Source organism: Paenibacillus nitricinens (assembly GCF_052056485.1).
Classification (GTDB): Bacteria; Bacillota; Bacilli; order Paenibacillales; family Paenibacillaceae; genus Paenibacillus_AQ; species Paenibacillus_AQ nitricinens.
Genome location: NZ_CP183948.1, coordinates 93374 through 118255, shown reverse-complemented (window position 1 = coordinate 118255; position 24882 = coordinate 93374). Strand labels below are relative to the sequence as shown.

The following is a 24882-nucleotide window of genomic DNA, read 5'->3' as shown; positions in this document are numbered from 1 at the left end:
TAATTTAATTTTAGCTAATAATGCGGCGATTGCAAACATATACATCCCGTAGATGCTTGTCACGGGAGGAATCACACTATGAAGTCACTGTCATTAAGGTACATCATCATCTTTGCGACCCTGGCCACCCTCGTGCTTTTAGGAGGCATATGGGTCAATTCGGGGGATAACTCTACATCTTCTGTTACTAGCTTTGTTTCAAAAGAGGCCAAGTCCTCAAGCGGCACAGCTCCTGCAGCTGCACCACAGCAGACACTGCCTGATAGCGCCCCCGTTCCAGCAGAAGAGGCATTAAGTCAACGAGTTGTCGAGTATCACATCGATGTTCAGCTTGTTCCTGATACAGAAACCTTAATTGCTTCTGAGACGGTAACCTGGACACACCCCGGTGTAAAACCGGTAAGTGATCTATATTTTCATATGTATCCTAATGCTTTTTCTTCACCAGATACTACCTTTATGAAGGAGTCCGGAGGAACGCTCCGAAGTGACACCATGCCAGAGAACGGCTTCGGAAATATGACTTTAACCGATTTGCGCACAACAGAAGGAACTTCTCTAATGCAAAGAGTGCAATTTGTACAGCCCGATGATGGTAACGTCAACGATAAGACACTCCTAAAGGTACATCTCCCACAGCCGGTTAATGGTGGAGAAAGTGTCACGCTTAAACTCCGGTACGAGGTCCAGCTCCCCAAAATATTTGCCCGTATGGGCGCATCAGGCAATTTCGTGATGGCTGGGCAATGGTTCCCTAAACTTAGTGTATACGAGCCTATAGGCACACGTGGGGTTAAGGAGGAAGGCTGGGATTTGCATCAGTATCACGGCACCTCTGAGTTTTACAGCGATTTTGGCATCTTTAATGTAACGATCGCGGTTCCTTCCGACTACACGGTAGCTGCGACCGGATTTCCTGTGAAGAGTGCCAAGCTAAAGCAAGATCAAAAAATATATCAGTTCTACGCTGACGATGTCCATGACTTTGCTTGGGCGGCATCTCCTGATTTTACAGTAGCCGAAGAAGCCTTCTCTACGCCAGAAGTGCCTGGTGTACGGATTAAGGTGTATCTCGATCCATTACACAAAGACTTAAAGGAACGATACCTTCAGGCCGCTAAGGCTGCTCTGACCTACTTCAGCAAATGGTATGGTCCTTATCCCTACTCGACGCTGTCTATTGTCGTTCCGCCTAAGGAGGGCAATGGAGCTGGAGGAATGGAGTATCCAACACTCGTTACAGCGTTTGGAGCGACAGACTCTTCTCCTGACACCTCACTTGAAAGAACCGTCGTTCATGAGATTGGCCATCAATACTTCTACGGTATGGTTGCCAGCAATGAATTCGAGGAGGCTTGGTTAGACGAAAGCTTTACTTCTTATGCTGAAGACAGACTCATGGAGCAAGAATATGGCATCAAAACGAATCTCCCTCTTCAGTCCAGCCTGGTGACCAAATCAGAGCCGCTAAATTTAGAGACATGGAAATACGCCGGGGCAGAATCCTATAGCCGGAATGTGTATATTCGCGGAAAGCTAGTACTCAAGGATATTGAACGCCAAGTAGGCACTAAAGCAATGAACAGCATCATGTCCACTTACGCACGTAAATTCCGTTTCCAGCACCCCACTACATCTGATTTTCAAAAAGTCGTTGAGAAGATAACCAAAAAATCATGGCAGCCTTATTTCGAAGATTATATTTATGGTGGTGGTGCTCCTGATTTCTCAGTAGATACGATTACGATTAAAAAGAATGGCAACAGCGATGCTCAGAGCTATGAATCCATAGTAAAGATTACAAACAAAGGGAGCCATTATGTTGACGTTCCCATTAAATTCACATTCGACGATGGCTCTGCGACAGAGCGGGTCTGGAGCGGTGAAGGGGCAGAGACTACATTCCAATTGTTAAGCGATAAGCTTCTCCTCTCTGCTGAGGTTGATCCTGAGCATACCGTTCTTTTAGAAAGCAAACATCTGAACAACTTCAGACTGGCGGAAATAGAGCCCAAAACACTCTCCCGCTGGACATTAAGTGTAACTAAACTAGTTGAAACCGTGCTCGGAACTCTTGTCTGGTGAGGTGAATGATTGTGAGAACATCGATAACCCGCGGCTGGCAAAGCATGAAGGAGCAATTTTATATTCTGATTCTGCTCTTCATCTACCGACTGCTCTGGGGCTACTTTATGTACGGCTTCATCCGGTCTGCTATCGTTCCTATTCTGCTGCGCTATCCAGATAAAGACGCTGGAGGCAGCGGAATGGGCAGACTACTCTATTATGTCGAAGGACAGTTCAGCTTGAACACAGATCCTGCGATACGTACTTGGTTATGGATGTTCCTAGGACTTGTTGTCTTTCGACTTCTGCTCTCCCCCTTCATAAGGTCAGGATTACTGCATGAACTCCATCAGGAGCGAAAAGGAGAGCGTGGCCTGTTCTTTTTTCCCGGTATGAAGCTTTATGGATTTCCTGTGTTTATCTTCAGTCTAATCGAATGGGTGCTCGCACTACTTCCGTTATACTGGCTCGCTCCAAAAATGTACGGGCTATTCTTGTCCTCCTTTCTGAACTACTCTTTGTTACTTCATCTAATTCCATACGTATTGGCATGGCTTATATACATCTTTATCGTACGCCTGTTCCTTCTATATATGCAGTTTGGTTATACCAGCGGCACGGGGATGTTCTCCTCCCTATTCATTTGCTTGAAGTCGCTGATTCCAGCAATAGGCATTTCAATCCTACTTGGTGCAGCAGGTCTGGTCCTTTTGCTAATATGCGGACTAACGGGTCTCTTCTGCCCTGGCCTACCGGCGCTGATTATCCGTCAAATCTCACCCCTGCCTTCTACACTCTTCAAAATGTGGGGAATCTCAGCACAATATCATCTATGGCACAGTAAAGCATTCCCACAATAATTCAAGGTCTTACAGCACATAATATAAGAGTCCCGGTTCCTCAATCAGGAGCCGGGACTCTTTCTCGTTATAGAAAATTATGTCGATTTGCAAAATCATAAAGACTTTGTTACAATAAGTCCTGTTCCATTGGTAACAAGTTTGTAATCATTTGAAACGATTTCTACATAACTTCATGTATTTATCGTAGTTTTGTCGATAAGTCACTATCTGGTGCATAAAACGCCGAATTCCTGGCACCAGGAAGTGGGGGAACCATATTTTGGGTGAATTGATCTCGCTTTGCAGGGATCATAGGGAAACTTCTACCGAATCCTTAAGCTAACCTCACAGGCATTGGAAGGGGTACAATTTTTTTGAAGAATTTAAGAAAAGCATGCGTCGCTGCGGCGCTAGGACTTGTGATGGCGTTCTCTATTGGTGGAGGAAGTGCCTTTGCAGATTCTAAGATGGACAGTGTTATTTCAAAGACAATTGGAGTTGCCTATAAAACCGGAGGCACTAGTACTGCCGGGTTTGACTGTTCTGGATTTACTACGTATGTATTCAAGAAGGTGGGTCTTTCTTTGCCCCGTACTTCAAAAGCTCAATATAATGTTGGAACTCCTGTAGCCAAAAGCAAGTTGCGTTCAGGTGACCTAGTTTTCTTTAACACATTGGGCAACGGCGTATCCCATGTCGGCATTTATGTTGGAAACGGAAAATTCGCACAATCATCATCTTCATATGGCGTAACCATCACTTCACTTAGCCAGTCCTACTGGGCCAATCGCTACGTTGGTGCTAAAAGAGTAATGAGTACTTCCTCATATCAAGCTGTAGCCTACGATTAATACTTCGCCACAACTAAACCACACAATTACATTATATAGGACCTGGGTTTGATTATTGACTTAATCGAATCCAGGTTTTCTTTTGCCTCATTATATTCTTTACACCTCTAGAACAGACTTTAAACACTTTTATTTGATAAAAATTTCAATAAATATAAAAATTAGTTTAATATTATCGCTTACATATACATTTTGTCTTTAAAAAACCGAATTTTTCTGCATGATTATGTTAAAAACGATTGCCAAGCGGCACTCTGTTTGTTACAATAACTGCAGTAAGATTTTAGTAACATTTTTGTAATCATTAAGTTGTTATTTACAAAGGTTTTGTCATGTATTGATTACAAGCTATTCCTAATCAACAGTATCAGCCGAGTTTCCTGACTATTAGGAAAACGGGGGAACCAACTTTGGGTGAATTGACCTCCATTTTTAGAGGGGTCATAGGGGACCTTCAACCGAACCCTTAAGCTAACCTCGTAGGCATCCGGAAGGGGTATAAACTTTTGAAGAAGAAGCTAGCAGCAGCAGTACTTAGCTTTTCCATTATTTTCACCATTGGAGCAGGAAGCGCTTTCGCGGATTCCAAAATGGATAAAGTGATCGACAAGACCATCGGAACTAAGTACGTATCCGGCGGCATCTCCACAAATGGATTTGATTGCTCCGGATTTACAATGTATGTATTTGATAAAATTGGTATTAACCTACCACACCAATCAGGTTCCCAGTTTCAAATGGGTACTGCTATCTCCCAAGATGATTTAAGATCTGGAGATCTTGTATTCTTCAATACAAGTGGCAAGGGTGTCTCCCATGTCGGTATTTATGTCGGTGAAGGCAAGTTTGCACACGCATCTTCCTCACGCGGTGTAACGATTAGCTCCCTGAGTGATAGCTACTACGTGAAACGCTACATCGGCGCTAAACGCATTATGAGCACGGATGCTTATCATTCTGTTGCTTCTGAGACAGAAGATAATGATGATGTTCAATAAGTAAATCGTACATAGGCTCTTTTCCAAGATGTTGATTCTTGGGGAAGAGCTTGTTTTTTGTCTTATTTAGTATTTACCCCTCTCAGAATTTGTAAAACAATAATCTCATAAATTTCTGAGTCGACCAAGCCTATTTTTGTATATAATTAGTATACTTTCTTATATTTTAAAGTAACCCCCGTGAAAGGAGGTCCTTAACCTTATGATAAATTCCTCTGTTACGTTTCATGTAGCGCCTATGGAGACCAGTCACGCGGAAGAGATTTGCAACTGGGATTACACTGCCCCTTATAATATTTACGGCTGGATGCCATGGGAGCAAATGCAGGCTCTTGGAATCGAGTTCGGTGACCCTCAGCTACGTAATGAGCAATATGTCTCCATATTAAATGGGCAAGAGATTTTGTGTGGATTCGCGCAGTTGTTTCCAATGGAAGGTGTTGTTCGCTTGGGGATTGGCATGCGCCCTGATCTATGCGGTCAAGGTCTAGGCAAAACATTCATGGATGCAATCGTGCAAGCAGCCTTAATTCGTTATCCTGAGCGTGAGATTGATCTAGAGGTATTGACCTGGAACCAGCGAGCGATCCGAACTTACCAAAAGTGTGGATTTACGATTACCGATACGTATGAGCGCCTAACCCCCACAGGAAACAAACCTTTTTATTGCATGGTCTACGACAAATAATATTAAATTCCATATTTTTCAATGATTTGATGGCATTGTCGTTCATTTTTTTGTCACAAACCCTATGATAACGCTTCACCTTGAGCTATAATGTAGGGAGCAGCTTACATAGAAGGGACGAACTGGGATGCAGAAATGGATCATGAGCGGTTTGTTTTTTGCCGCCTGTGCCTTTGCGGTAGTACTTATGTTTACACTTCCAGGTAAAGAAGAGGTAGCTGAACAGAATAAGCCGACGATGCCGGAAGTCCAATTGGATGCGGCAAAGGCGGAAGCAACCGTGAAAGCCAGCTGTATTACCTGTCACGGCGATCAGCTTCAAGGTGGAGTTGGACCCAGTCTTCAAAATGAAGGCGGTCAACATGATGCTGAAGCAATCTACAGTATTGTAACTAAAGGACGCGGTCAAATGCCTTCCTTTAAAGAAAAGCTAGCCCCTGAGGAGATTGCAAACGTCGCCCTCTGGCTCGCAGAGAAAAAGTAACTACCAAAGCAACTAAAAACGCCCGTGCCTGAAGATAGTTCACTATCTGCGCACGGGCGTTTATTTATGAGTTTGGGTGACACTAACGATTTTTCTCAAAGGCTTCATTAAATTCATGTGCCTCTCGAATATCTAGAGCTGTAATACCGTCTTCCTCATTTGATTTCAGCCGTAAAGTCACTGTCTTATAATCAATTGTAATATGTGGATGGTGATCAAAGGCTTCTGAAATGGTGGCTACTTCATCAACGAAAGCAATACCCTTCATATATTGGCTGAACATATATTTTCGCACCATGGTATTCTCTTCCAGCTTCCAACCTTCCAGCTTGCTGATCTGCTCACGCAGTTCTTCTTCCGTAAATAACAATTCATTTCCTCCCTTACTAAAAATTGCAGTAAAATCCGCAGGTCCCATTACTCGTCTTATTCGTTAAACAAAACATCCCTTAGCTTCTGAGGTCCAAGGGATGTGCCAGGATAAAGGCAATATTTTCGATTAAATGTATTCAAGAATCCCAGCGATTATAACTCGGCTACACCAATTTTAACACGGGCTACTAACTACGGGCAAATTACGCCCCGTCGCCCCCTCTTCTTAAATCAAAACAACAGAGGCTAAATCCTCTTCTCCGACTAAAATATTAATGCGGTGCGTGTCCTTATCATAAATGATAACGCCGCTCCCCACCTCAATCATAGGTTCATTACCCAGCGCGAAGAAAAGATCCTCAGCCAGTGCCTCCCATACCTCCATCTTGGATTCCTGCGGCAATTCTTGCCACTCTTCCGGATCCATTTCAAAAAATAAGTACCCATCGGAAATTCTGCCGACAGCCTCAGTCAAATCCGTTAGGATTTCACCGTAATCTCTACCATGCTTTACACCCACATGTATCACTCCGTTTTCTCCACAGATGAATAATTACTTACCTTATCCATTATAGCCGAAAAAATGACTTCACAAAAAACGGAATGATGTCGATAAATAAGAATATACGTTATTCGGTTTCGCACAGAGTGCCTTGCCGCTGTTTCAAGGATGATATACGCGGCTTTGTCGGAACACATCTTATAATCTCATGGACGAGGTGCATAATGGAAATTTCAACAATACTTGGTTTAATTTTTGGTCTAGTTGCAGTTATTTGGGGTATGATCCTCAAGCACGCTCCTCTTCACGCTTTAGCCACACCTGCTGCTTACGTTATTATCTTAGTGGGTACGGCAGCTTCCATCTTTATGGCCTTTCCGTTCTCAGAGGTCAAGAAGATTCCAAGTCTGTTTAAAATGATTTTTGTCAAAAAGAAATTAATCAGTAAACCCGAATTAATTACTATGTTCATGGAGTGGGCTTCTATTACACGGCGTGAAGGTCTGCTGGCTCTTGAGTCGAAAGTCGATGAAATAGAAGATAACTTCCTCAGAAATGGCATGCGGATGATTATTGATGGAAATGATCAGGATTTTGTCCGCGATGTTCTTATGGAGGACATCCACGCCACAGAGGATAGACATAAAGCAGGCGCACTCATTTTCTCACAAGCAGGTATGTATGCTCCTACACTTGGCGTACTCGGGGCCGTTATCGGACTTATCGCCGCTCTGGCTGATATGAGTGATATGAACAAATTGGCTGCAGCAATCGGGGCTGCCTTCATCGCAACACTACTCGGTATCTTTACAGGTTACGTATTATGGCATCCTATTGCCAATAAGCTAAAACGACTTTCCAAACGTGAAATTGAAGTTCGAATGATGATGGTCGAAGGTCTTTTGTCCATACAATCCGGTGTATCCACTATTGCCATCAATCAGAAGCTTGCTGTCTTCCTAACACCTTCGGAACGAGCTAAGTTAAATGCTGAGAAGGAGAGTGGATCGGGTGAGCAAAAAGACTAGACGACACGAAGAGCATGAAGAACACGCCGATGAATCGTGGCTACTGCCTTATTCTGATCTTATGACCCTTCTGGTAGCCTTGTTCATCGTAATGTATTCTATGAGTGCAACGGATGCCAAAAAATTCGAAGAGATGAGTCAAGCCTTCAGTTCCGCTCTTAATGGCGGTACAGGTATTCTTGAAGAGCGGGCGGCAATGCCATCTAAGACTCAAGAGGATTTAGGAAAAAATGATCAAATGGATAAATCAGTAGCCAAGAAAACCGAACAAACAGAAATGGCTAAGCTGCGGCAAAAGGAACAAGAGGATTTAGAGAAGCTTAAAAAGCAGTTTGATCAATATATCAGCAAGAACGGTCTAACCGATCTTCTCAGTACTAAGCTCAATCAGTCTCAGCTTATGATTACGATAAGCGATAACGCGTTGTTCGCTTCCGGACAGGCTGTAGTTAAAGATGATTCTCGGCAATTAGCAAAGTCCATCTCAACTATGCTGCAGCAATTCCCGGATTATGATGTTGTCGTGCAAGGGCATACTGATAATATCCCTATCTCTAATAGCGACTATTCTTCCAACTGGGACCTGAGCGCCGATCGCGCCCTTCAGTTCATGAAGATCTTGCTAACAAATACGAACCTGAATCCACGGAAATTCAGTGCGATTGGATACGGAGAATACCACCCGATTTCTGAAAATACTACAGCTGTTGGAAGAAGTAAGAACCGCCGGGTTGAAGTATCCATTATTCGTAAATATCAAGAAACCAAAGAGTTCTCAGGTATAGCTCCTACTGATGAATAATGGTTGCCTTAACACAAAGCATAAAGAGCTGCCCCAAGGTCTTAGACCGATGGAGCAGCTCTTTTTTGACAAAATCTTATTCAAATCTAGGATCTTTTAAGCTATAGAAGTTGGTAGTTCAATGTAGCCCCAAGTTCTTGCTTCTCTTCAGCAGACAACTCACGCCATTCTCCTGTTTGTAATGCCCCTAGACGAATATTCATAATCCGAATGCGTTGCAGCTTTCTAACCTCGTAGCCAAAAGCGCTACACATACGGCGGATCTGCCGATTCTTACCCTCCGTCAAAATAATACGGAATACACGCTCTGTAATACGAGTAACCTCACAAGGTAGCGTCTTTTCACCCAATATCTTTACGCCACTGGACATACCGGTAATAAATGATGGCGTGATCGGTCTGTCTACAGTAACAACATACTCTTTTTCATGCCGACCTTCAGCCCGTAAAATCTTATTAACGATATCCCCATCGTTGGTAAGCAGAATTAAGCCTTCTGAATCCTTATCGAGCCGCCCAATCGGGAAGATTCGCTCATGATGACCTACAAAATCAACAATATTACCCTTAATATGCTGTTCTGTAGTTGAAGTGATGCCCACTGGCTTGTTTAACGCAATGTAAACCGTCTGGCTTGATGTTTCAAGTGCAACACCATCTATTCTTACATCATCGCCTGGAACAGCCTGACTGCCAAGCACAGCAGGTTGTCCGTTGATCGTAACTCTACCACCTTCCACCAGCTTATCTGCTTCACGGCGTGAACAGTATCCTGTCTCACTGATGAATTTATTAATTCTCACGTTGTCCTTCACTCCGTTCATCCTTAATATTAAGCCAAGAGGTATCCGTACCAGCTGCAGGCAGCTTGATCATAACAGTTGTCCCTTGACCCACTTCACTTTGTATTTCCAAATGACCCTTATGAGCCTGAATAATACGTTGACTAATCATTAGCCCTAAGCCTGTTCCCGATTCCTTATTGGTGAAGAAGGGCTCACCCAGTTTAGGCAGCATATCCTTAGGAATTCCTTCGCCTTGATCTGAAATAAGAATGAAAACAGAATCCAGGGTATTTCTTAACTCCATTGAAATCACACCACCATCAGGCATGGCTTCAATAGCATTTTTGACGATGTTAATAAACACCTGCTTGAGCTGGTTCACTTCACAATGTACGGTAGATGGGTATTCAGAGAACGTAGTACTAAACTGAATCCCAAACAAATGAGCTTGACTGTCTAAAAGAGAAACCACATCCCCAAGGATATCCCGTACATCTTTTTCCTGAAAATGAACAGCTTGAGGCTTGGCCAAAATCAAAAATTCACTTACGATCAGATTAATCCGCTCGAGCTCAGACAACATCAGTTCAATATGGAGGGGGACCAAAATCTGCTTTTCTTGTTGAAGCTGCAGAAATCCTTTTAGCGTTGTAAGTGGATTTCTGATCTCGTGTGCAACTCCAGCGGCTAATTGGCCTACTGTAGTCAGTTTCTCAGAGCGTCTAAGCAGTTCTTCCATACGGTTACGTTCCGTCATATCACGTGAGACGTGAATAAAGGAATGTGGATACCCGTCTTCATCACGAATCACTGAGGTACTAACACTAACTTCAACAATTGTTCCATCCCGTTTAAGTCTTACGGTTTCAATTGGTGGTAGAGCCGCACCACTCTTTAACGCATCAAGCCGCTCTTCCTCCTGCTTAAGCGCTGTCGCAGGCACAAGGTAAGGCTTATTCCCTAGCACCTCTTTGGCACTCCATCCATACAGTTCTTCGAAGGCTCTGTTCGTACTAGTAATTCGGCCGTCCATATCGATTGTATGTATCGCATCAGAGGTCCCATTAATGACGGATTCCAAATGTTCCTTAACTGCTCGGTTCTCTTCCAGTGTCTGTTTGAGCCGATTGGTGCGCTGCATGAGATGAGCTGTCATAGCGTTGATTCGTAGTGCCAATTGCCCTAACTCATCCCGGCTAGTTACCTTGAGTGGAGGCTCGAATTTCCCTTTGGCCACATCGTTCACTTTGGCAAGTATCGCCTGAATCGGACGAGTAACAAATCCAGACAGTATGTAACTGCATAACAAGAATAATGTAAGTAATAACAGAGATGTTGTCAGATTATTAATTAATTGTTCATGAACCACTGATGAAATTACGGAGTAATCCAATACGACTCCAATCACATAAGCCTTCAGTCCAGGAGATTCGATAGGAATATAGCTTTTGAGCACTCTTTCCCCATGTACCTTCATCTCAAGTGTAACCGGCTTCTGCTTCTCTTGAGCTAATAGAATCGCCGCTCTATCCCGCTCCAGATTACCATAAGTATAAGTACCATACTTAATGGGGCGGTTACCAAGATTCTTATTCAATGCGTCACTTCCGTCAGCCTTCATACTCGCCGAACCAAATGTCACTGGGTTAAATCCTGTGAGTTCTAAGATCCCTGGATTAGCTTCTTTGGTCAGCGCTGCAATTTGATCAGGATTGGTAATTTTGACATAGTCGCTGGCTGCATTATTGAGGATAACAGGGTTTATGATGTAGTTACTTGCTTCATCATGATAATATCCCCACTTCTCAATGAAATCGAGATTATAGGTTGAATAATCAAATGGGCCTGACCAAAAATGGTCCAAGGCCTGCCCCTGACCCACGGATACCTCCTGATTATCGAACAACTCCAAAAAGGCCAGGTGCCAGTACCCCCAGTCCTTTGTGGACACCCCAATATCACCAGGCACCGAAGACCTTGCTATTACAATATCGTTATCAGTCTTTACCAGAATTGAAATATTAGACACGCCCACCTTGGAAGTTAGGACCTTAAGTTCTTCATTCGTGATATTCTTATAATCGGGATCCAGCTCCTCGGAGGCAAAGATAGCCGCCATCCTTAAATTATGCGCAATTTGATATTCTACATAGTTAGAGCTATAGTTACTTTGTTCTACAGAAACGGCCATTTGCATAGCGGTTAGTTGCATATTATTAATGCTTTCATTCCGTAGATTGTTTTGGGCGGCATAAAGGTTAAATGTCAGGTTCAGTGCTAAAATTAGCAACACCGCCCCAAAAATAATAGCAGATAGTTTTGTCTTTATGGACAAACTGTTTGTTCACCTCTTATCCACTGGTAAATCCTTGCGGGGCCTACAATAAACATCATACCTTTTGCCCTCACATTTGAAAAGACATTTCAATGAAGCGTTACAATTCAAGAAATATTGAAATTTAAAAGGTCTTTCTCTACAATATACAAATATAAATGCCTTCGGCGTCCTAATAAGAATGGGAAGCGTCTAAGAAACCATCCACAACTTATGCACATATAAACATTTTATTATAAAACGATGTGTACAAAAATGTGCATAAGTAGGCGGTTATCCACAGAGTTATGCACATTTTGTTAAGAACGAATATTTGTTCGTTGTACAATGGATATAAAGGAAGGGAAGATGATCTTGAATATTAAAGCAGGTGAATCGCTAGATGATATGCGAGCGGTTCATGAACATTGGATGAGGCAGGCGATAGCAGAAGCCCGCAAAGCTGAAGCATTAGGGGAGGTTCCCATTGGGGCAGTGATTGTACGGCATGGTGAAATTATCGGACGCGGATACAATTTAAGAGAAACTACAATGGATTCTACAGCTCATGCAGAAATGGTTGCCATTCGTGAGGCCAGCAATGTCATGAACTCGTGGCGTCTATTGGATTGCCAGCTGTATGTTACTTTAGAGCCTTGTCCGATGTGTGCAGGAGCGATTGTACAATCAAGAGTACCACTCACTGTGTATGGCACGCCTGATCCTAAGGCTGGATGTGCTGGGACCCTCATGAATCTGTTAGAAGAACCGCGTTTTAACCATCGCACCGAAGTGATTCAGGGGATTTTACAAGAAGATTGTGCAGACCTACTAACCTCATTCTTTCGCCGTTTACGTCAAAAACCATCGAAGGAAGACAAAGGAGAGACCTGAAATGACCCTTACTTTATATCATACCTCACATGGCATCTATATTTCTCCACTAGAGCTAAAGGATACAGAGGACTTACTGGAGCTGCGTTTGAATAATCGGGTAACACATGAACCATTTGAACCACAACGCGATGAGCAATTCTACACTTTGGAGAGTCAACAACGGATCATTAATCAGCGTCTGGAGGATGCTCTGGAGGACAGAGCCTATATGTTCGGTGTCTATCTGCTTGATGGACAATTAATAGGTCAAATCACGCTGTCTAATGTCTCAAGAGGTGTAGCACAGTATGCTGATTTAGGCTATCTAATGGATCATCGGATGCAGGCAAAAGGTTACATGACCGCTGCAGTCGGATTAGTTCTAGGCTACGCTTTTCGAGCCTTAGGTCTTCATAGGGTTCAGGCAGCCGTCTTATTGCATAATGAGGCTTCTCGGAGGGTGCTGGAGAAGAGCGGATTTAAACCTGAAGGTATCGCCCGCCAGTATCTCAAAATAAACGGCCATTGGCAGGATCATCAAACCTACGCAATATTAGCCGAAGATATGCTGCCGGATGAACACAAATAACTTTCTACTGACCCGTTCAAGATTAATAATCTTATTGTTCTAATAAAAAAAGACCCGCATGGGCGTAAATCATACGCTGGCATGCGGGTCTTTCTCTCGTAACTTCTTAATTAATAAGTCCCCAAGCTACCGAATTGTTCCTCTAGTTGATCCATTGTAATTACATCATCACCTTGAGGAATGCCAATCTTAAACACTGGCTTCTCGTTAATCTTGTCATATTGACCTGTTCCGTTTATAGAGAAGGCTACGTTCGTACCATCTTCCGGATCATTTACTTTAATGTCCATCAATAAATCCTGATACACAGCAAATCCGTCTTTATTGATCGCCGTATTGTAATGGAACTGATTGATCGTAAGATACTTATCAAGATCAGCCAAGCTCTTATCGAATTCAGTTCTAGTCTCACTCGATGTGATCTCTTCTTTAGCCTTAGCCAGATCCGCATCATTAATTTGCAGCATATCCTTGTACTCTTCCTTGCTCACAATATCAATGATTTTAGGCAGGGCATTATTCACGAAGATAGTGATTGCTTCTTTAACATTATCGTTCGTCACTTGGAACTGAACGACCTGTTTAGCTTCTACACCCTCTGGTAAATTTGCATCCTTTGGACTAAGCTCATTAAAATATTTTCCTTCATCATATTCCGCTAATACAGTGTCCATTACTTCATTAGAGAACTTTTGCATTTTCTGTGTATCAAGAGAGCTGGGATTTAACTCAGCACCCTCTTGCTCTGCCAACGCCTTTAGATCCACTTCTACAAATTTATTGACGATGGTCTCCGGAATCGGAAAGAACGGAATCGATGGAATCTTAACATACAGCTTCTCAGTGGTCATCACCATAGGGACATTGAAGCTCATGCTCATATCTCCCTTAAGATTCAGAACCATAGTTAGCTCTGTCTGCATTGGATCAGCCTGGTAAACACCGTCAATAGTTATATCAGCGTTCTTAAGCATGCTGAGTACCTGTGTGGTCATTGCAGCAGATTCAGCGTCAGCGGTCTCGATGGTTAGATCGTTGATCGAGAATTTACTCTTCATTTCATATGAAGACATCGCAGTCGCTTTTGTAGCGGCTGATTTTAAGGCCTCTTTTGGCGCCTCCTGTTTACTTCCACATCCCGGCAGAATTACCGCTGCTGTAAGCAACAGTGCCGCGGCGGATAAACCCCATTTTTTGTTCATTATTTTTCTCCTCTCCCATGTAAAAAAAATCTCCCCCCCTTATGATAAACTATTTGTAAAAATCAAGAAACACTTCTTTATAATTGTTATTGTTTTTATTTATTATCCTTGCGGATTATGATGGTCAACATGATTAGCCTGCTTCACCTTTTTAGAGCCAGAAAGTGGCTCTGGTGCAGAAGAATTATGCTCCTTTCTGCGCTCGCCATCGTTAGGCTGTGCCCCGGGAACTGGAATACTTTTCGGCTTTGACATTGTTCATTCCTCCTAAGGATTAGTTATACTCTGTAGCGCCTGAGCACACTCGTGAATTTGTCGTGAATACTGTTGTGCTAATAGCTGTACTGCATCATTGTGCTCATCAATATGAATTCCACTCTGCTCCACATCAAGCAGATCAACAGCGACCTCCCTGCTATCTACATATCTGCAGCGAAAATCAAGTGAGTACCCTTGACGTCCCGCAGCATTAAAATGAATAAGCAGACTATTCGGATCACCTTCATCCGCTAGTACATTGAAACTGTCCCCATCCTCCATTAACGCAGGCAGGCGTTCTTGCCAGGCCGAGACAAGATTATGCTGATCTACTTCCAATTGTCTGTCCATAATTATGATCATCCTCCTTCCCTAATACATTGCGGAGAAATCAATCTTTTTATTCTCAATGGAACTAGGTTCATCAAACAATGCCTGAAACTGCACCATTTCAAGCACAACAAAAAAACCGCCTCCAAAGGAGACGGCTTCTATCTGCTTATTTCTTATAGTTTCATAAAGGAATGGCGGAGAGGGTGGGATTCGAACCCACGTGAGCTTGCACTCTAACGGTTTTCAAGACCGCCCCGTTATGACCGCTTCGGTACCTCTCCAAATGCATATAAATTTCACATGCATTAGTAATTGTAACCTAGAGTGCGATTAAAAGCAACTGTTTTCTTAAATATTTTTAGGTTGGATCGATTTCACATTGCGCATATACGGTTGTAGACATTCTGGAATCAGAACACTGCCATCCTCTTGCTGATAATTCTCAAGAATCGCTGCAACAGTACGCCCAACAGCCAAAGCAGATCCGTTCAGTGTATGAACAAATTCAGGTTTAGATTTCGGATCTTTACGGAAACGAATATTTGCCCGACGCGCTTGGAAGTCCTCTGTATTCGAGCAAGAAGAGATTTCACGGTACATTCCACTCTCAGGCAGCCATACTTCCAAATCATACGTCTTAGCCGATGTAAAGCCCATATCAGCTGTACATAGCCCAAGTACGCGATAAGGCAATCCAAGAAGCTGCAGGACGCGCTCAGCATCTGCTGTCATTTTCTCTAACTCCTCATAAGAGGATTCAGGTGTAGTAAGCTTTACCAGCTCTACTTTGTTGAATTGATGCTGACGGATCAGACCGCGAGTATCACGGCCAGCCGAACCCGCCTCAGAACGGAAACAAGAGCTGTATGCTACATGATACTTAGGTAGATCTGCTGCAGTCAAAATCTCTTCGCGATAGTAGTTGGTTACAGGTACTTCCGCTGTCGGAATCAAATAGTATTCAGTGTCACGTAACTTAAACAGATCTTCCTCAAACTTAGGAAGTTGTCCCGTTCCGTACAAGCTGTCTTTATTCACAATGTAAGGCGGCAGCATTTCTTCATAGTTATGCTCCCCGCTGTGCAGATCCATCATAAAGTTAATAAGCGCCCGCTCTAAACGTGCTCCCAGTCCTTTATAAAAAACAAACCGTGATCCCGTAACCTTCGCTGCAGCTTCAAAATCAATAATATCGAGCTGCTGCGCAAGCTCCCAATGTGATTTCGGAGTAAATCCGAATTCTTTTGGCTCCGACCAGCGACGCAATTCTACGTTATCATCCTCAGATTTACCAACTGGAACTGAATCATGCGGAATATTCGGAATACTCATAGTAAGTTCAGCAATCTGAACTTCCAATTCACGCACTTCGTCATCAAGCTCTTTAATGCGGTCAGATACCGTACGCATTTCTGCAATTAGGTCATCTGCAGGCTCACCATTCTTTTTCTTCTTCGCTACTTCGCCAGAAACCGTATTACGACGGTTCTTAAGACCTTCTGTTTCTTGCAGTAATTCACGTCTGCGTAGATCAAGTTGTGGAAAATCAGCAATTAAATCCAGTGATTTACCCCGTTTCTCTAAAGCTTGTTCAACTCGAGCGTAATCACTGCGTAATACTTTTACGTCTAACACAAAGTTTCCCTCCTGAAAACAGCCTAAACTCTTTCAAATTGCTGCTTACAGCTTTGAAAGAGTCAGGATGTTCTTATATGCGATTCTGTTGTTGCATTTGCCTAGTAGCCTCTACCATATCAGCAAAATATTGATGCAGTCTGAAATCATCGGTCAATTCTGGATGAAAAGAAGACACCAGCAGGTTACCCTCCCGTGCAGTTACAATCTCATCTTTATAGACTGTAAGCACATCTACACCCGGGCCTACCTCGTTGATAAGCGGTGCACGTATAAACACAGCACGAACCGGCTCATCAATTCCTTTAACCTCCAGATCACATTCAAAGCTTTCCCGTTGACGACCGAATGCATTCCGAGCCACCGTAATATCCATTAGCTCTAAATGCCCTGGTTCGCCTCCGGCAATTTGTTTGGCCAGAACAATCATACCCGCGCATGTTCCAAAAATCGGCTTGCCCTGATTGGAGAAATTACGTATGGCTTCGATGAAGCCATATTTTCGCATCAGTTTACCGATCGTTGTACTCTCACCACCAGGAATAATTAGGCCATCAACCTCCTCAAGCTGCTCTACCCGCTTGATAGGTACGCCCACTGCTCCGGTCTTCTCTATACTAACAATATGCTCCGTAACTGCGCCTTGAAGCGCCAGCACTCCTATTTTCATCCGGCAACCTTCTCTCTATTAACGGCCACGCTCCGACATACGTTCAGCCGGGGTCAGAGTTGCAATATCAATCCCCTTCATGGGTGCGCCAAGGTTCTTAGATACTTCTGCAATCAGTTTGTAATCCGTATAGTGTGTAGTGGCTTCAACGATCGCACGGGCAAATTTCTCAGGATTGTCCGATTTAAAAATACCTGAGCCTACAAACACACCATCCGCACCTAGATGCATCATCAGGGCAGCATCGGCAGGAGTTGCTACACCGCCAGCAGCAAAGTTAACAACCGGCAGCTTACCAAGCTCATGCACTTCAAGCAGTAGCTCGTAAGGAACTCCCAGGTTCTTAGCTTCATTATATAGCTCATCCTTGGACAAATTAGTTACTTTGCGGATTTGACTATTGATAAAGCGCATATGACGGACTGCTTCAACAATGTTGCCTGTTCCTGGTTCACCTTTCGTACGGATCATGGATGCACCTTCATTAATACGTCTCAAGGCTTCACCCAAGTCTTTAGCTCCACATACGAACGGAACAGTGAACTCACGTTTATTAATATGGAAGACTTCATCAGCAGGAGTAAGAACTTCACTTTCATCCAAATAGTCAACACCCAAGGATTCCAAAACCTTTGCTTCTACGTAATGGCCAATACGAGCCTTAGCCATAACAGGGATACTTACCACTTTGATAACTTCTTCTACAATTGTAGGATCGGCCATCCGTGCTACACCGCCAGCTGCGCGAATATCAGAAGGCACGCGTTCCAATGCCATAACAGCTACTGCACCCGCAGCCTCAGCAATTTTTGCTTGTTCTGCATTCATGACGTCCATAATGACGCCGCCTTTTTGCATTTCTGCCATGCCTCTTTTAACGCGCGATGTTCCAGTTTCCATGTCCTAGCCCCCCGAATGATCTATCTTAATCTAACTTGTAATTTTACCCCAATGAAGGGAAATATACAATCCACTTACTCGGATTAACGCAATTTTCAATGCTATATTCATTAGAACAAGTTCTTGATCCCTGTAAATAAATCGCCGAAGAAATCTCCAATGGCTCTAAGGAATAAACTGAACCAACCGGCTTTTTCCGCTTCTTCGGCAGTAATCAGATTAACTGTCTTCTGCTGAACATCAGACATGCCTTCAACTTGGTAGGAATAAGTAACCTTACCCACTTTAGCAGATTGTTCTATAGGAGCAACTAAGGTTGCTGGATCATTGATTTCAACGGTTGTTTTAATTTGAGGGGAGGTTGTTCCCTTAGGGACGATAAACGAAACAGCTTCATCCGTAACTACAGACACCTTTTTATTTTTCCCTTTAAGAACTGGCACGGTTTCGTTGCCGGCTAACACTGCTTTAGGCGCTACAACCTGTTTAATTTCAAAATTATTAAATCCGAAATCAAGTACTTTCTTCGTCTCTGTAAAACGGTGTGGCTCTGTATTAGCCCCCATTACTACACTGATCAGACGCATACCATCACGTTCAGCTGTACCTGCAAAACAATATTTAGCTCTAGCGGTATGGCCTGTTTTCAAACCATCCAGTCCCTCATAAGCATAAGCCTTAAAATTCTGTATATTCTTATTCGATTCCAACATCCAGTTAAAGTTAATCATTGGAGCAGTATCGCGTTCACGGAACTTATAAGACTGAACCGTTGTAAATCTATTAAAATCAGGATGATCAGTAACAATATATTTGGCTAGAATAGCAGCATCCATCGCTGACATTACGTTTTCTTTCTTATCAGTTGAGCGGTACTTCTTAGGCATGTCAGCTTTGTCTAGTCCAGTAGAATTAACAAAATAGGCAGTTTTCATACCCATCTTCTGGGCAGTCTGATTCATTAGCTCTACGAATTCCAATTCTGACCCGGATACTAGTTCTGCCAAAGCGACTGTAGCATCATTTGCAGATCCGACAGCCATTGCTATGTACAGCTCTTCAACCGTATGCTCGTCTTTTTCCGCTAGAAAAATACGTGAGCCAACCTGTTTAGACGCATTTTCCCCTACTATGACTTTTTGATCCCATGAAATCTGTCCAGTCTTCACCGCTTCTGCTACAAGATACTCTGTCATCATCTTAGTCATACTTGCTGGAGGCAAAGCCTCATCTGCATTCATAGATAGAAGAATTTCACCTGTTGTTGGTTCGATTAGAACCGCTGATTTCAAATTTAGCCCCAGTGATTCCACAGAAGGGATCTTTACTGCTTTCTGAGTCGTCTGAGTTGCAGTTCCGGCTTGTATGGTCGTAGTCGTACCTTCCTCTGCGAATGCCGGAAGTGGAGTGGAAACTAACATATTTAAAAGCAGACCTACTGTCGCTGTCTTAATCATAAATTGCTTACCGTTAAATTTCTGCTTGTGCTTCAATGATTACTACTCTCCTTTTAAACCTCATATCAATAGCTTGTTCTATTCTAACACAGGGGTACACGCAAAAAAAGACAGACAGGTCGAAATAGTCCTGTCTGTCCAAAAAATAGTACGGTTAGTCCATTATACGGAATAGTTTGGCGCTTCTTTCGTAATTTGCACATCATGTGGGTGGCTTTCACGAAGTCCAGCACTTGTGATGCGAATGAAAGAAGTATCATTGCGAAGTTCTTCCAAAGACTTCGTACCACAATAACCCATACCCGAGCGCAATCCCCCGATCAATTGATGAACTGTATCCGAAAGAGGTCCTTTAAATGCAATACGTCCCTCAATTCCTTCAGGAACAAGCTTTTTATCGTCATCTTGAAAATAACGGTCTTTACTGCCTTGTTTCATGGCGCTCATACTGCCCATACCACGATATACTTTAAATTTACGGCCTTGATAAAGCTCCGATTCTCCTGGGCTCTCTTCTGTGCCCGCAAACATACTTCCCATCATTACTGCATGAGCACCAGCGGCAATAGCCTTAGTGATTTCACCGGAGTACTTGATTCCACCGTCAGCGATGACAGGAACTCCGTACTCACGAGCAACCGTTGCACAATCATAAATGGCTGTAACCTGCGGCACACCGATACCAGCGATAACTCGTGTTGTACAGATAGATCCAGGTCCAATACCTACTTTAACTACAGAAGCTCCAGCTTCAATAAGTTCACGGGTTGCTTCACCTGTAGCCACATTACCAGCAACAATCGTAAGATCAGGATACAACTCACGAATTTGGCGAACCGCTTCAATAATATTAATGTGGTGACCATGTGCAGAATCGACGACGATCAAATCGACACCTGATTTCACTAACGCTGCAGTACGCTCGAATGTATCTTTAGAGATACCAACAGCTGCTCCAACTAGTAAGCGACCCTGTGCATCTTTCGCTCCGTTAGGGAACTGAATCGCCTTCTCGATATCTTTAATTGTGATTAGGCCCTTAAGAACGTTATTCTCGTCCACCAGCGGCAATTTCTCAATTTTATGACGTTGTAAGATGCCTTCTGCTTCTTGAAGTGTCGTACCTACAGCAGCAGTCACGAGATTCTCATGTGTCATAACTTCTTTGATTGGAATATTAAAGTCATGAATAAAACGTAAATCTCTATTAGTTAGAATACCGACCAGTTTGTTGTCACTGTCTACAATCGGTACTCCGGAAATACGATATTTACCCATCAGCAGTTCAGCATCGGATACCAGATGTTCTGCTGAAAGAGAGAATGGGTTAGTAATAACTCCGCTCTCGGAACGTTTTACACGATCCACTTCTTCCGCTTGCTGCTCTACAGGCATATTCTTGTGAATAATCCCGATACCACCCTCACGAGCAATAGCAATGGCCATAGCCGCTTCTGTGACTGTGTCCATACCTGCACTCATAAGCGGGATGTTCAACTTCACATTCTTACTTAGAACTGTAGTCAAATCTACTTCCTTCGGCAGTACCTCAGATTTACGCGGAACCAACAGCACATCATCAAAAGTCAGACCTTCTTTACCAAACTTATCTTTCCACACCTGGGTCATTCCTCCTCGGTTGTTTTTAAATTATACCCGCCTACAAACTTTATAAAAGAAGAACCTTCGACTTTAAGTCCATTCACGACAGACAACTCTGTACATCTGGAAGTTGAACAAGTTCATATCTTCAATTTAGGTTTGAGATGCTTATCCAAAAATATATTATTGCCATCTTAGCAAAGGGCATTTGGACTGTCAAGAACATTACATCATCAGAGTAGGTATTCAAAAAACGACTCCCGCGTAAGCGAATTATTGGACTATTGTCCACACAGAGTGGACATTTAGTGGTGAAATTATACAATCCACCATACCCATCACCAATGCTTACACCTATCTCTAATGTAGTATCTCAAAATAAACCCTAATGAATTCTTCAATAATACAACAAAAAGACCACTGTCGATGACTCAACAGTGGTCTTGCGTGCTTGGCAACGTCCTACTCTCCCAGGACCCTTCGGTCCAAGTACCATCGGCGCTGGAGGGCTTAACGGTCGTGTTCGGGATGGGTACGCGTGGAACCCCTCCGCTATCGCCACCAAACATGATTTTTCGAAGCTTCCGCTTCTCGAAATCGCTGCTAGAAAATATCAGTCCTCAGAAAGGACATGCAGCTTATTGGTTACAGGCTTAATCGCCTGAAAACTGAATCCGAATTGAATTTGCGTCTTAAGTATAGGATAAGCCCTCGACCGATTAGTATTGGTCAGCTCCATGCATTACTGCACTTCCACCTCCAACCTATCTACCTCGTCGTCTTCAAGGGGTCTTACTAATTGGGAAATCTCATCTTGAGGGGGGCTTCACGCTTAGATGCTTTCAGCGCTTATCCCGTCCGTACGTAGCTACCCAGCCATGCTTCTGGCGAAACAACTGGTGCACCAGCGGTACGTCCATCCCGGTCCTCTCGTACTAAGGACAGCTCCTCTCAAATTTCCTGCGCCCACGACAGATAGGGACCGAACTGTCTCACGACGTTCTGAACCCAGCTCGCGTACCGCTTTAATGGGCGAACAGCCCAACCCTTGGGACCTACTTCAGCCCCAGGATGCGATGAGCCGACATCGAGGTGCCAAACCTCCCCGTCGATGTGGACTCTTGGGGGAGATAAGCCTGTTATCCCCAGGGTAGCTTTTATCCGTTGAGCGATGGCCCTTCCATGCGGTACCACCGGATCACTAAGTCCGACTTTCGTCCCTGCTCGACTTGTAGGTCTCGCAGTCAAGCTCCCTTATGCCTTTGCACTCTTCGAATGATTTCCAACCATTCTGAGGGAACCTTGGAACGCCTCCGTTACTCTTTAGGAGGCGACCGCCCCAGTCAAACTGCCCGCCTGACACGGTCCCCGTACCGGATTACGGTACCAGGTTAGAACCTAGATACGATCAGGGTGGTATCCCAACGTCGCCTCCACCGAAGCTTGCGCTCCGATTTCTACGGCTCCCACCTATCCTGTACAGATCGTACCCAAATTCAATATCAAGCTGCAGTAAAGCTCCATGGGGTCTTTCCGTCTTGTCGCGGGTAACCTGCATCTTCACAGGTATTAAAATTTCACCGGATCTCTCGTTGAGACAGCGCCCAAGTCGTTACGCCATTCGTGCGGGTCAGAATTTACCTGACAAGGAATTTCGCTACCTTAGGACCGTTATAGTTACGGCCGCCGTTTACTGGGGCTTCGGTTCATAGCTTCGGATTGCTCCTAACCACTCCCCTTAACCTTCCAGCACCGGGCAGGCGTCAGCCCGTATACTTCGCCTTGCGGCTTCGCACAGACCTGTGTTTTTGCTAAACAGTCGCTTGGGCCTTTTCACTGCGGCCCCCTCGTGCTATTCACACTACCGGGGCACCCCTTCTCCCGAAGTTACGGGGTCATTTTGCCGAGTTCCTTAACGAGAGTTCTTCCGCGCGCCTTAGAATTCTCTTCTCGCCTACCTGTGTCGGTTTGCGGTACGGGCACCTTCTCCTGGCTAGAGGCTTTTCTTGGCAGTGTGAGATCATGACCTTCGCTACTGTAATTTTCGCTCCCCATCACAGCCCAGCCTTAACGATGTGCGGATTTGCCTACACATCAGCCTCACTGCTTAGACGGACATATCCATCAGTCCGCGTCACTACCCTCCTGCGTCACCCCATCGCTCATAGCGGATTACGGTGGTACAGTAATTTCAAACTGTTGTCCTTCGACTACGCCTTTCGGCCTCGCCTTAGGTCCCGACTTACCCTGAGCGGACGAGCCTTCCTCAGGAAACCTTGGGCTTTCGGCGGATCAGATTCTCACTGATCTTTTCGTTACTCATACCGGCATTCTCACTTGTATGCTGTCCAGCGCTCCTTACGGTACACCTTCAACCCACATACAACGCTCCCCTACCCCAGATACATAGTATCTAGCCATAGCTTCGGTGGTGTGTTTAGCCCCGTTACATTTTCGGCGCAGAGTCACTCGACCAGTGAGCTATTACGCACTCTTTCAATGGTGGCTGCTTCTAAGCCAACATCCTGGTTGTCTGTGCAACTCCACATCCTTTCCCACTTAACACACACTTGGGGACCTTAGCTGATGGTCTGGGCTGTTTCCCTTTTGACAATGGATCTTAGCACTCACTGTCTGACTCCCGGCAATAAGTATATGGCATTCGGAGTTTGACTGAGCTTGGTAATCCTTGCGGACCCCGCACCCAATCAGTGCTCTACCTCCACTACTCTTATACCGAGGCTAGCCCTAAAGCTATTTCGGGGAGAACCAGCTATCTCCGAGTTCGATTGGAATTTCTCCGCTACCCCCACCTCATCCCCGCATTTTTCAACATGCGTGGGTTCGGGCCTCCAGTGCGTGTTACCGCACCTTCACCCTGGACAGGGGTAGATCACACGGTTTCGGGTCTACGTCCACATACTAAATCGCCCTATTCAGACTCGCTTTCGCTGCGGCTCCGTCTTCTCGACTTAACCTTGCATGTTAAACGTAACTCGCCGGTTCATTCTACAAAAGGCACGCCATCACCCATTAATAGGGCTCTGACTTTTTGTAAGCACACGGTTTCAGGTTCTATTTCACTCCCCTTCCGGGGTGCTTTTCACCTTTCCCTCACGGTACTGTTTCACTATCGGTCGCCAGGTAGTATTTAGCCTTAGCAGATGGTCCTGCTGGATTCATACGGGGTTTCACGTGCCCCGCACTACTCGGGATCCGTCTCGGAGAGAACACAGTTTAGGTTACAGGGCTTTTACCTCTATCGCGGGCCTTTCCAGACCTCTTCACCTACCATATTCCTTTGTAACTCCATGTGAGACGTCCCACAACCCCTAAGAGCAAGCTCTTAGGTTTAGGCTGTTCCGCGTTCGCTCGCCGCTACTGACGGAATCACTATTGTTTTCTCTTCCTCAGGGTACTTAGATGTTTCAGTTCCCCTGGTCTGCCTCTACATCTCCTATGTGTTCAGAGATGAGTAACTGCGAATTACCACAGCTGGGTTTCCCCATTCGGACACCCCCGGATCAAAGCTTGCTTACAGCTCCCCGAGGCAGTTTCGTTGTTCGCCACGTCCTTCGTCGGCTCCTGGCGCCTAGGCATCCTCCGTGTGCTCTTATTAGCTTAACC

Annotated in this window: 22 protein-coding genes, 1 tRNA gene, 2 rRNA genes and 2 riboswitches; of the genes, 10 read left to right on the top strand and 15 right to left on the bottom strand. The window is 44.3% G+C overall.

What is annotated here, in order from left to right; all coding sequences use genetic code 11:
* Positions 1–78: 78 nt before the first annotated feature.
* The 6 genes from ACN6KS_RS00555 to ACN6KS_RS00530 all read left to right on the top strand — a co-directional run bounded on the left by ACN6KS_RS00555 (position 79) and on the right by ACN6KS_RS00530 (position 5930).
* On the top strand, positions 79–2085 hold the full coding sequence (locus tag ACN6KS_RS00555) for a M1 family metallopeptidase (protein WP_440961109.1): 2007 nt from the start codon (positions 79–81) through the stop codon (positions 2083–2085).
* A gap of 11 nt (positions 2086–2096) precedes the next feature.
* Entirely contained in the window at positions 2097–2927 is an 831-nt protein-coding gene (locus ACN6KS_RS00550) for a hypothetical protein (RefSeq protein ID WP_143812435.1), read from the top strand.
* A gap of 213 nt (positions 2928–3140) precedes the next feature.
* Positions 3141–3278: riboswitch (cyclic di-AMP (ydaO/yuaA leader) on the top strand.
* 53 nt (positions 3279–3331) lie between these two features.
* A complete protein-coding gene (locus ACN6KS_RS00545) occupies positions 3332–3760 on the top strand; it encodes a C40 family peptidase (RefSeq protein ID WP_042131746.1) in 429 nt (142 codons plus the stop codon).
* Between the two features lie 359 nt (positions 3761–4119).
* Positions 4120–4261, top strand: a riboswitch (cyclic di-AMP (ydaO/yuaA leader).
* A 5-nt stretch (positions 4262–4266) separates the two neighbouring features.
* Positions 4267–4758 (top strand): C40 family peptidase, encoded by a 492-nt coding sequence (locus ACN6KS_RS00540; protein ID WP_094873263.1) that lies wholly within the window; start codon positions 4267–4269, stop codon positions 4756–4758.
* Between the two features lie 202 nt (positions 4759–4960).
* A complete protein-coding gene (locus tag ACN6KS_RS00535; RefSeq protein WP_440961108.1) occupies positions 4961–5446 on the top strand; it encodes a GNAT family N-acetyltransferase in 486 nt (161 codons plus the stop codon).
* A 127-nt stretch (positions 5447–5573) separates the two neighbouring features.
* A complete protein-coding gene (locus ACN6KS_RS00530; protein WP_094873267.1) occupies positions 5574–5930 on the top strand; it encodes a c-type cytochrome in 357 nt (118 codons plus the stop codon).
* Between the two features lie 82 nt (positions 5931–6012).
* On the opposite strand, the gene ACN6KS_RS00525 is transcribed toward ACN6KS_RS00530, so the two are convergent.
* Together ACN6KS_RS00525 and ACN6KS_RS00520 are read right to left on the bottom strand one after the other, a co-directional pair.
* Positions 6013–6300, bottom strand: a complete 288-nt coding sequence (locus tag ACN6KS_RS00525) for a 4a-hydroxytetrahydrobiopterin dehydratase (protein ID WP_042123209.1) — start codon at positions 6298–6300, stop codon at positions 6013–6015.
* Between the two features lie 228 nt (positions 6301–6528).
* Positions 6529–6822, bottom strand: a complete 294-nt coding sequence (locus ACN6KS_RS00520; RefSeq protein ID WP_042131745.1) for a hypothetical protein — start codon at positions 6820–6822, stop codon at positions 6529–6531.
* A gap of 206 nt (positions 6823–7028) precedes the next feature.
* Between ACN6KS_RS00520 and motA the strand changes: the two genes are divergently transcribed.
* Together motA and motB are read left to right on the top strand one after the other, a co-directional pair.
* On the top strand, positions 7029–7832 hold the full coding sequence (gene motA / locus ACN6KS_RS00515; RefSeq protein WP_094873268.1) for a flagellar motor stator protein MotA: 804 nt from the start codon (positions 7029–7031) through the stop codon (positions 7830–7832).
* Entirely contained in the window at positions 7816–8634 is an 819-nt protein-coding gene (gene motB, locus ACN6KS_RS00510; RefSeq protein WP_094873270.1) for a flagellar motor protein MotB, read from the top strand. Before motA ends, motB begins: the two co-directional genes overlap by 17 nt.
* Positions 8635–8735: 101 nt before the next feature.
* Here the strand turns inward: motB and rluF are convergent, their stop codons facing one another.
* Together rluF and ACN6KS_RS00500 are read right to left on the bottom strand one after the other, a co-directional pair.
* Entirely contained in the window at positions 8736–9437 is a 702-nt protein-coding gene (gene rluF / locus ACN6KS_RS00505) for a 23S rRNA pseudouridine(2604) synthase RluF (protein ID WP_094873285.1), read from the bottom strand.
* A complete protein-coding gene (locus ACN6KS_RS00500; RefSeq protein WP_094873271.1) occupies positions 9427–11754 on the bottom strand; it encodes a sensor histidine kinase in 2328 nt (775 codons plus the stop codon). Before ACN6KS_RS00500 ends, rluF begins: the two co-directional genes overlap by 11 nt.
* Positions 11755–12141: 387 nt before the next feature.
* Here ACN6KS_RS00500 and tadA point away from each other — a divergent pair, with 387 nt between their 5' ends.
* Positions 12142–12627, top strand: coding sequence for a tRNA adenosine(34) deaminase TadA (tadA, locus tag ACN6KS_RS00495; protein WP_256989982.1), 486 nt, complete (start codon positions 12142–12144; stop codon positions 12625–12627).
* 1 nt (position 12628) lies between these two features.
* A complete protein-coding gene (locus ACN6KS_RS00490; protein ID WP_094873274.1) occupies positions 12629–13198 on the top strand; it encodes a GNAT family N-acetyltransferase in 570 nt (189 codons plus the stop codon).
* A 110-nt stretch (positions 13199–13308) separates the two neighbouring features.
* Here ACN6KS_RS00490 and ACN6KS_RS00485 read toward each other — a convergent pair whose 3' ends face one another.
* The 11 genes from ACN6KS_RS00485 to ACN6KS_RS00435 all read right to left on the bottom strand — a co-directional run bounded on the left by ACN6KS_RS00485 (position 13309) and on the right by ACN6KS_RS00435 (position 24882).
* Positions 13309–14400 (bottom strand): hypothetical protein, encoded by a 1092-nt coding sequence (locus ACN6KS_RS00485; RefSeq protein WP_440961107.1) that lies wholly within the window; start codon positions 14398–14400, stop codon positions 13309–13311.
* 102 nt (positions 14401–14502) lie between these two features.
* Positions 14503–14655, bottom strand: coding sequence for a small acid-soluble spore protein P (locus ACN6KS_RS00480; RefSeq protein WP_060623882.1), 153 nt, complete (start codon positions 14653–14655; stop codon positions 14503–14505).
* Positions 14656–14667: 12 nt separating this feature from the next.
* On the bottom strand, positions 14668–15009 hold the full coding sequence (locus ACN6KS_RS00475; RefSeq protein ID WP_094873278.1) for a hypothetical protein: 342 nt from the start codon (positions 15007–15009) through the stop codon (positions 14668–14670).
* A 174-nt stretch (positions 15010–15183) separates the two neighbouring features.
* A tRNA-Ser gene (locus tag ACN6KS_RS00470) sits at positions 15184–15272 on the bottom strand.
* A 67-nt stretch (positions 15273–15339) separates the two neighbouring features.
* Complete coding sequence (serS, locus tag ACN6KS_RS00465; RefSeq protein WP_094877834.1) at positions 15340–16626, bottom strand: serine--tRNA ligase; 1287 nt, start codon at positions 16624–16626, stop codon at positions 15340–15342.
* A gap of 73 nt (positions 16627–16699) precedes the next feature.
* Positions 16700–17296: a pyridoxal 5'-phosphate synthase glutaminase subunit PdxT gene (pdxT, locus tag ACN6KS_RS00460; protein WP_440961106.1), complete on the bottom strand. Its 597-nt coding sequence runs from the start codon at positions 17294–17296 to the stop codon at positions 16700–16702.
* Between the two features lie 18 nt (positions 17297–17314).
* Complete coding sequence (pdxS, locus tag ACN6KS_RS00455; RefSeq protein WP_042123186.1) at positions 17315–18196, bottom strand: pyridoxal 5'-phosphate synthase lyase subunit PdxS; 882 nt, start codon at positions 18194–18196, stop codon at positions 17315–17317.
* A gap of 110 nt (positions 18197–18306) precedes the next feature.
* A complete protein-coding gene (locus ACN6KS_RS00450) occupies positions 18307–19653 on the bottom strand; it encodes a D-alanyl-D-alanine carboxypeptidase family protein (RefSeq protein WP_094873287.1) in 1347 nt (448 codons plus the stop codon).
* A gap of 162 nt (positions 19654–19815) precedes the next feature.
* A complete protein-coding gene (gene guaB, locus ACN6KS_RS00445; RefSeq protein WP_094873282.1) occupies positions 19816–21273 on the bottom strand; it encodes an IMP dehydrogenase in 1458 nt (485 codons plus the stop codon).
* 431 nt (positions 21274–21704) lie between these two features.
* Positions 21705–21821: ribosomal RNA gene (rrf, locus tag ACN6KS_RS00440) — 5S ribosomal RNA — on the bottom strand.
* A 133-nt stretch (positions 21822–21954) separates the two neighbouring features.
* Positions 21955–24882 (bottom strand): 23S ribosomal RNA (locus ACN6KS_RS00435).

What these genes read in the sequence shown, in the direction of transcription:
- ACN6KS_RS00545 (WP_042131746.1), top strand. Translation starts at nt 3,332, where the DNA reads ATGGCGTTCTCTATTGGTGGAGGAAGTGCCTTTGCAGATTCTAAGATG.
- ACN6KS_RS00485 (WP_440961107.1), bottom strand. Translation starts at nt 14,400, where the DNA reads ATGAACAAAAAATGGGGTTTATCCGCCGCGGCACTGTTGCTTACAGCA.
- pdxT (WP_440961106.1), bottom strand. Translation starts at nt 17,296, where the DNA reads ATGAAAATAGGAGTGCTGGCGCTTCAAGGCGCAGTTACGGAGCATATT.
- ACN6KS_RS00555 (WP_440961109.1), top strand. Translation starts at nt 79, where the DNA reads ATGAAGTCACTGTCATTAAGGTACATCATCATCTTTGCGACCCTGGCC.
- ACN6KS_RS00475 (WP_094873278.1), bottom strand. Translation starts at nt 15,009, where the DNA reads ATGGACAGACAATTGGAAGTAGATCAGCATAATCTTGTCTCGGCCTGG.
- ACN6KS_RS00535 (WP_440961108.1), top strand. Translation starts at nt 4,961, where the DNA reads ATGATAAATTCCTCTGTTACGTTTCATGTAGCGCCTATGGAGACCAGT.
- motA (WP_094873268.1), top strand. Translation starts at nt 7,029, where the DNA reads ATGGAAATTTCAACAATACTTGGTTTAATTTTTGGTCTAGTTGCAGTT.
- tadA (WP_256989982.1), top strand. Translation starts at nt 12,142, where the DNA reads ATGCGAGCGGTTCATGAACATTGGATGAGGCAGGCGATAGCAGAAGCC.
- pdxS (WP_042123186.1), bottom strand. Translation starts at nt 18,196, where the DNA reads ATGGAAACTGGAACATCGCGCGTTAAAAGAGGCATGGCAGAAATGCAA.
- ACN6KS_RS00490 (WP_094873274.1), top strand. Translation starts at nt 12,629, where the DNA reads ATGACCCTTACTTTATATCATACCTCACATGGCATCTATATTTCTCCA.
- ACN6KS_RS00450 (WP_094873287.1), bottom strand. Translation starts at nt 19,653, where the DNA reads ATGATTAAGACAGCGACAGTAGGTCTGCTTTTAAATATGTTAGTTTCC.
- ACN6KS_RS00530 (WP_094873267.1), top strand. Translation starts at nt 5,574, where the DNA reads ATGCAGAAATGGATCATGAGCGGTTTGTTTTTTGCCGCCTGTGCCTTT.
- ACN6KS_RS00480 (WP_060623882.1), bottom strand. Translation starts at nt 14,655, where the DNA reads ATGTCAAAGCCGAAAAGTATTCCAGTTCCCGGGGCACAGCCTAACGAT.